6 protein-coding genes are annotated in these 7,439 nt (G+C 53.2%); all 6 read left to right on the top strand.

The window, feature by feature from the left end:
- Positions 1–339: 339 nt before the first annotated feature.
- The 6 genes from KGZ92_06315 (at position 340) to lpdA (ending at position 7,152) form a co-directional block, all read left to right on the top strand.
- On the top strand, positions 340–1,335 hold the full coding sequence (locus KGZ92_06315) for a lipoate--protein ligase (protein MBS3888898.1): 996 nt from the start codon (positions 340–342) through the stop codon (positions 1,333–1,335).
- Positions 1,336–1,350: 15 nt separating this feature from the next.
- A complete protein-coding gene (gene gcvT / locus KGZ92_06310) occupies positions 1,351–2,463 on the top strand; it encodes a glycine cleavage system aminomethyltransferase GcvT (GenBank protein ID MBS3888897.1) in 1,113 nt (370 codons plus the stop codon).
- Between the two features lie 14 nt (positions 2,464–2,477).
- On the top strand, positions 2,478–2,852 hold the full coding sequence (gene gcvH, locus KGZ92_06305; protein ID MBS3888896.1) for a glycine cleavage system protein GcvH: 375 nt from the start codon (positions 2,478–2,480) through the stop codon (positions 2,850–2,852).
- A 12-nt stretch (positions 2,853–2,864) separates the two neighbouring features.
- Entirely contained in the window at positions 2,865–4,202 is a 1,338-nt protein-coding gene (gcvPA, locus tag KGZ92_06300; protein MBS3888895.1) for an aminomethyl-transferring glycine dehydrogenase subunit GcvPA, read from the top strand.
- Positions 4,203–5,654, top strand: coding sequence for an aminomethyl-transferring glycine dehydrogenase subunit GcvPB (gene gcvPB / locus KGZ92_06295; GenBank protein ID MBS3888894.1), 1,452 nt, complete (start codon positions 4,203–4,205; stop codon positions 5,652–5,654).
- Between the two features lie 76 nt (positions 5,655–5,730).
- Positions 5,731–7,152 carry a dihydrolipoyl dehydrogenase gene (lpdA, locus tag KGZ92_06290; protein ID MBS3888893.1) on the top strand — a complete coding sequence of 474 codons (1,422 nt, stop codon included), beginning with the start codon at positions 5,731–5,733 and terminating at the stop codon, positions 7,150–7,152.
- The last annotated feature ends 287 nt before the right edge of the window (positions 7,153–7,439 follow it).

Here is a 7,439-nt window from a genome sequence, read left to right as displayed (position 1 = left end):
TCGACTTCACAATGTAAAAAACATTGCACAGGCGCTGCGCACATGTAGTCGAAGGCCGGAAAACTCCTTGCGGTATATGGGGTTCTAGGTAGTCGTACCTATGAGTTCTGACTTTGACGAATCCCTGATTATTAATCTCACGTCCCTTGCGCCTTGTCACATAACATGATACATTTAAATAACGAAAATAATGAATTTAGCGAAGATACCGTGAGACTCGAATGAGCAGGCGTGTTATCTAGAGGGGTGGCATGCCCAATGCCACCCCTCTTTTGTTTGTGAACCTAGTAGCGTGCTCCATTTCGTCTTAGTGAAAGTGACAGCGGAGGAGGGTATATGATGACCGTAAAAAAAACTAGCATCGTTAACGCCACAGGGTACGACCCCTACGTGAACCTAGCGGCGGAGGAACTTTTGCTAAACCGCCTTGCGCCTGACGAAGCCATGCTTTATCTTTGGCAGAATCAGCATACGGTGGTGGTCGGTCGGAATCAAAATGCTTGGCGCGAATGCCATGTGGAAAACCTGCACTCCGACAGTGGCAGACTTGCGCGGCGACTTTCCGGCGGGGGTGCCGTATACCATGACCTTGGCAATCTCAACTTTACTTTTCTCCTGTCTAAGCAGGTCTACGACCTACATAGACAGCTAAAGGTTATCGTCAATGCTGCCCGCGAGGTGGGTATACAGGCTGAGTTTAGCGGTCGCAACGACATTTTAGCCGGAGGGCGCAAATTCTCAGGCAATGCTTTCTACCACGGACAGAATTCCTCTTACCACCATGGCACCATCCTAGTGGATGTGGATATGAGCCGATTGGCAAACTACCTCAACGTGCCCTCCGCAAAGATGACCACAAAGGGCGTTTCTTCCGTGCAGTCCCGCGTGGTAAACCTCCGCGAGTTTGTCCCCGCACTCTCTATTCCGGACATGAAATTGGCTCTGATAAAATCCTTTGTTGCCGAATACGGCGGGGGTGGTGAACAATACAGTCTAGCAGATTTCATGGACACGACAGAGTTTAAAGATTTGCACGACAAGTACAGCAGTTGGGATTTTAGATTTGGTAAGAGCCCGCACTTCGATACAACCTATGAAACCCGCTTCCCTTGGGGAGGCATCGAAATTGGGCTAGCAGTAACCGGCGGAGTAGTAAAGGCTGCTAGAATCTACTCCGACGCGATGGAATCAGGCTCGATTGAACTAATGGCAGATAGCCTGCTCGGCTGCCACTTTGAACGTGCCCATTTGGCTCTGCGCCTACAGGAAATTTCTCGCCTGCACAATTCGCCTCTGGTCGCCGAAGTAGCTACATGGTTAAAAAACGAAGCATAAAGAAAGGGGTCTTGTATGCAGCACACACCAATCTACCATCAGCATGTAGCCCTCGGCGGTCAAATCGTCGAGTTTGGCGGTTGGGCTCTGCCCCTACAATACACGGGTATCCTCAAGGAGCATGAAACTGTCCGCACTGCGCTAGGCCTTTTTGATGTATCTCACATGGGAGAGATCACTGTAAAAGGCGCGCTCGCCCAAGACTTTATGCAGAAACTAGTAACCGGAGACATCGCCAAACTCAAAAATAAACAAGTTCTCTATTCTCTGATGTGCTACGAGGACGGCGGCGTCGTCGACGACCTCTTGGTATACAAGCAAAGCGCCGAGGATTTTTTATTGGTTGTCAATGCCGCTAACACCGACCAAGACTACGCCTGGATCAAGCGCTTGGCGCCCTCTAGCCTCGAGGTAAAAAATGAGTCATCCGCCATTGCGCAGTTGGCTCTGCAAGGGCCCCTCGCACAAGCCACCCTACAGACGCTGACCAACTTCCCCCTCGATGCTATGGGCTTCTTTCACTTTGAACCCCACATAGAGGTGGCAGGCATACAAGCACTTGTCTCACGCACGGGGTATACAGGAGAAGACGGCTTTGAGCTATACCTGTCCAGTGAAGATGCCCCCACCTTGTGGAGCGCCCTACTTCTGGCGGGAGCCCCCTTCGGCATTGTGCCAGTAGGATTAGGGGCTAGGGACACCTTGCGCTTTGAAGCTGGCCTAGCACTATACGGGCATGAACTCACCCGCGACATTACCCCGCTCGAGGCCAATCTAGCTCCCTTCGTCAAGCTCAAAAAGGAGGTGGACTTTGTCGGAAAGAACGCTCTCATTGCGCAAAAAAAGAGCACCGTCCCGCGCGAGCTCATCGGCGTTGCCATGATCGAGCGCGGCATTCCGCGCCATGGTTGCGATGTGGTAGTCAACGGTAATTCAGTGGGACACATTACCTCGGGGACCTTCTCCCCCACCCGCAAGGAAAACTTGGGCCTAGCCCTAGTTGCCCGCGACACGGTAGGCATAGGCGACGAGGTCTCTATCTTGGTGAGAGGTAAATACTTACAGGCCAAACGCATCGGACTCCCCTTTTATGAAAAAAAGTACAAGAAGACACCAGTCCAATTATGAAGGAGGAAACCGCCATGAACATTCCACACCACTTGCTCTACTCCAAAGAACACGAGTGGGTTAAGGTCGAGGGGGACATTGCCTACATCGGCATCACCGACTACGCCCAACAGTCCCTAGGCGACATCGTCTTCGTGGAATTGCCTGATATCGGAGCTAAAGTGCGCATGGGCGCTACCTTTGGCGTTGTAGAGTCGGTGAAGGCTGCCTCGGATCTGTACAGCCCTATCTCCGGCACGGTCACCGCAATCAACGCCGCACTTTTAGATAGCCCGGGGCTGTTAAACAGCGACGCCTATACCAATTGGCTACTCACCGTTAAGCTCTCTGACATGTCCGAGCTAGCAAAACTACTGGACGCCCACGGTTACCAAAATATTTTGGACTAAGGAGGAGAGACAATGCACCGTTATATACCAAGCACGCTTGCACAGCAACAGGCGATGCTCGCTACGCTCGGCATGCAAGACCTAGAGGATCTCTTTCGTGAGATTCCGGAGCAGGTTCGCCTGAAGCGGGCCCTCGACCTCCCTCAAAGTCACTCTGAAATGGAACTTATGGCCCACCTTAGTTCACTTGCGCAAAACAACCTTGGTGCGACCGACTACACCTGTTTTCTCGGAGCCGGAGCCTACGACCACTACACCCCGAGCATTGTCAACCACATGCTCCTGCGCCAAGAATTTTTCACCGCCTACACCCCCTATCAGCCCGAAATAAGCCAAGGCACCCTACAGGCCATCTTCGAATTTCAATCCATGATCTGTGAACTGACTGGACTAGATGTCTCGAATGCTTCTGTCTACGATGGCGCAACCGCCCTCGCAGAAGCTGCCCTCATGGCCGGGAACGCCACACGGCGCTCTGAGATCGTCGTAGCGGGCTCGGTGCACCCTGAGCACCGCGCTGTGCTAAAGACTTACGGACAGACCCGTGACATAGAAATTCGCGAGGTGCCACACAAGAATGGGGCGGTCGATCTCGACGCCTTAAAGTCCGCTGTCAGTTCGAGTACGGCTGCAGTACTCATACAGAGCCCGAACTTTTTTGGTGTCATTGAGGACTTGTCAGCTGCGGCGAGCATCGCTCATACCGAGGGGGCACTCTTGGTAGCCAGCGTAGACCCTATCGCACTCGGTCTCCTCAAATCGCCCGGAGAAATGGGCGTGGACATCGCCGTGGGCGACGGGCAACCTCTTGGCATTCCCCTGTCTTTCGGGGGACCATATGTAGGCTTTATGGCCACCACCCAAAAACTCTTGCGCAACATGCCAGGGCGTATTGTAGGCATAACGAACGACAGCGAAGGCCAGCGGGCCTATGTGCTAACTATGCAAACGCGCGAGCAGCATATCCGCCGCGAAAAAGCGACGTCAAACATATGTACAAACAATGCCCTTATCGCCCTCGCCACTACCATTTATCTAGGAGTAATGGGTAAGGAAGGCCTGCGCGAGGTAGCTATGCAGTGCGTAAGCAAATCGCGCTACGCCTACGATGAACTTCTCAAGTCCGGACAGTTCGAGGAGGCTTTCGCCGCGCCCTTCTTCCGTGAGTTTGTCGTTAAGTCTAAACGCCCAGTGGCCGAACTCAACCAAGCGTTACTTAAACATGGCATACTCGGCGGCTACGACCTCGGCCAAGACTACCCAGAGCTGGAGAACCATTGGCTAGTGGCTGTCACTGAGAAGCGCACTAAGGATGAAATCGATACCCTCGTAGAAAAGGCGGTGATGTAGATGCGTAAAGAAACTAAACTCATCTTCGAAAAGAGCGTCCCTGGAAGGCGGGGCTACCAATTGCCTCCCCTAGATACCCCCCCTGTAGATTTGCTCACGTGGTTGCCCCCAGAGTCGCTTCGCACCAAGCCCCCAGGCCTGCCAGAAATAAGCGAAGTCGACGCTGTGCGCCACTTCACAGAGCTTTCGCAGCGCAACTATGGTGTTGATGCAGGCTTTTATCCACTAGGCTCCTGTACCATGAAGTACAACCCCAAAATTAACGAAGACGTCTCACGCCTAAAGGGCTTTACTAACTCCCACCCCTACCAGCCCCAGTCGTTGTCCCAAGGTATCCTCGAACTACTCTACCGGCTAGATAAGTTACTATCCGAAATAACCGGCATGGCACGCATGTCCCTGGTGCCGGCGGCCGGAGCTCATGGCGAACTAGCTGGCATTATGGCCATTAAGGCCTTTCATCGCCACCATGGTCAGCAGCAGCGCACCAAGTTCCTCGTCTCAGACTCCGCCCATGGAACTAACCCCGCGACTGCGGCTGCAGCAGGCTACGAAACAGTGGAGGTCAAGTCAAACGAGCAAGGTGGGGTGGACTTAGACGAGCTAAGACGCCTCATGGGAGACGATGTGGCCGGGCTGATGCTCACTAACCCCAATACCCTCGGCTTATTTGAAAAAGACATCGTCGAAATCGCCACAATAGTGCACGCTGGCGGTGGACTGCTGTACTACGATGGGGCCAATGCCAATGCCATTTTGGGTATTACTCGCCCGGGCGACATGGGCTTTGACGTGGTGCACCTCAACTTGCACAAAACCTTCTCCACCCCACATGGCGGCGGTGGACCTGGCGCCGGGCCCATCGGAGTGAAAGAGCGCCTTGTACCCTTCTTGCCCAGCCCGACAGTGGAGTATGACGGCGCAAAATACTCTTTGGATTTCAACCGCCCCCTGTCAGTCGGCCGCATCAAGAACTTCTACGGTCATTTTCTCGTACTGGTACGGGCTTACGCCTACATCCTCTCCATGGGGCCTGTGGGTTTGCGGCAGGTCTCGGAGATGGCAGTGCTAAATTCTAACTACATGCTCAACAAACTCAAGGACCGCTACGATGTCGCCTACGACCGTATCTGCATGCATGAGTTTGTGTTGTCTGGGCAAAAACAAAAAGCCAAGGGATGCTCCACCCTTGACATCGCTAAACGCTTACTGGACTATGGTTTTCATCCTCCGACCGTCTACTTTCCATTGATCGTCAAAGAGGCCATCATGATCGAGCCAGTGGAATCTGAAGCGGTGGAAACTTTAGACTCCTTCATCGACGCCATGCTCAAAATAGCGGATGAGGTAGAAAATAACCCGGAACTTGTCAAGAGTGCCCCTAGCAGCACTGTGGTGGGCCGACTCGATGAAGTTAAGGCGGCGCGGCAGCCACTACTCAGATACTCCTAGCGCCGAGCTCTTCGCTTTGCGCTGCGACTTACCCGTGCCTACAGCAAAACAGCGCACAGCGCGAGGAGGATGCCGTTTGCAACAGAAGATTGTCATCATTGGCGCCGGTCCGGGCGGCTATGTGGCGGCCATTCGTGCCGCCCAGCTCGGAGCACAAGTTACTATCATTGAGAAAGAGCGCGTGGGCGGTACATGTCTCAACTGGGGATGCATCCCAACCAAGGCTCTGTATCAGAACGCCCAAGTGATCCACGCCCTTACTCGTAGCGCTGAGTTTGGCGTCATCCATAACGGCTTCACCATCGACATGGCCAAAGTACAAGAGCGCAAAGATCGCGTGGTCAGGGAGCTAGGCGACGGCATTGCCAAGTTGTTACACTCTCACCAGGTGGAGTACATCGCTGGGCAAGCAACCTTTGCGGCACCGCACGAGTTAATTATTCGTCCCCATGGCGGCGCGGAGTACAAGCTACAGGCTGAACATATCATCATTGCTACGGGCTCTGTGCCCATAAAACCCCCCATCCTAGGGCGAGATCTCCCAGGTGTCGTAAACAGCAACGAACTGCTCGGCGTTCGCGAAATACCGAAAAGCCTAGTTGTCATTGGGGGCGGAGTCATAGGCATGGAGTTCGCCGGCATCTTTAGTTCCTTTGGCAGTGCCGTCACAGTGGTAGAGTTCATGCCGCGTATTCTCCACCAAGTCGACAAAGACATCGTCGGGCGCCTCAACATGGCCTTGCGCAAGGCAGGCGTCAAGTTGTCAGCAGACATGCGCGTGCAAGCCATAAATCAGCTAGACCAGGGGATGCTTGAAGTTGTGGCCGAGGGCAAGGACCACACAGAGTCCTTTACCGCGGCAATGGTCCTTCTCGCCACAGGTCGCAGTATAAATGTAGAGGGGCTTAACCTCGCCGCTATCGGCGTCGAACACGATAAACACGGCATTAAGGTCGATAAGCATTTTGCGACCAATGTCAACGGTGTGTATGCCATCGGCGATGTCATTGGCGGCCATATGTTGGCTCATGTTGCGTCAGAGGAAGGCAAAGCCTGTGTTGAGGGTATCTTAGGCCTAGGTGGACACGTCAACTACGACTGCGTGCCCGCTGTAGTATTTACCTCGCCCGAGATCGCCACTGTAGGTCTCACCGAAGCGGAAACACAAGCGAGGGGCATCCCTGTCTCAGTCAGCAAGTTTATGCTCGGGGCGAATTCCAAGGCAGTAGCTATGGGCGAAGAAATGGGCCTCGTCAAGGTCATTGCCCATAGCCAAACCAAAGAAGTACTTGGGGTGCATATGCTCGGCTCTCATGCAAGCACCCTCATCCACGAGGCCGCGTTAGCCGTAGAGCATAAGCTCACCGTCAACGACATCGCGCGCACCATCCATGCGCACCCCACCATCTCCGAAGCATTCCTTGAGGCCGTCTTAGGCTTAGACGACAGAGCCATACATGCTGCACCGAAGTTCAAGAAGCAAGAGGCAAGAAGATAGAAGCAAGGAGTATCTTGTTGTCAGGTCTTGAGACATATTAAGAAGGTAGACTTCGCCATAGGTACCTAGTCAAACACTCTACTCTCTCCCTTGTGAAAAACTAAGGAGGGAGTTTTCTTTGTGAGCTAGAATCGCCCCCTTTTTTAACCCATTGTGCAATGAAGTCATTCCTCATGTATTATGGGCAGCAAGCCATTACCGTCATCAAGGCAGGTCTTTGGCTTTCGATGTCGAAAGACATCAAGTCATTCTAAGAAATCAATGTTATCTCGTTCATGCCGCAACTT

Source organism: Bacillota bacterium (assembly GCA_018333655.1).
Classification (GTDB): domain Bacteria; phylum Bacillota; class UBA994; order UBA994; family UBA994; genus BS524.
The sequence above is the reverse complement of the archived record's forward strand: the minus strand, read 5'-3'. Positions and strand labels throughout refer to the sequence as shown.

Bases quoted from the DNA above. Each gene is read 5' to 3' on its own strand.
- KGZ92_06315 (MBS3888898.1), top strand. From the start codon at position 340: ATGACCGTAAAAAAAACTAGCATCGTTAACGCCACAGGGTACGACCCC.
- gcvT (MBS3888897.1), top strand. From the start codon at position 1,351: ATGCAGCACACACCAATCTACCATCAGCATGTAGCCCTCGGCGGTCAA.
- gcvH (MBS3888896.1), top strand. From the start codon at position 2,478: ATGAACATTCCACACCACTTGCTCTACTCCAAAGAACACGAGTGGGTT.
- gcvPA (MBS3888895.1), top strand. From the start codon at position 2,865: ATGCACCGTTATATACCAAGCACGCTTGCACAGCAACAGGCGATGCTC.
- gcvPB (MBS3888894.1), top strand. From the start codon at position 4,203: ATGCGTAAAGAAACTAAACTCATCTTCGAAAAGAGCGTCCCTGGAAGG.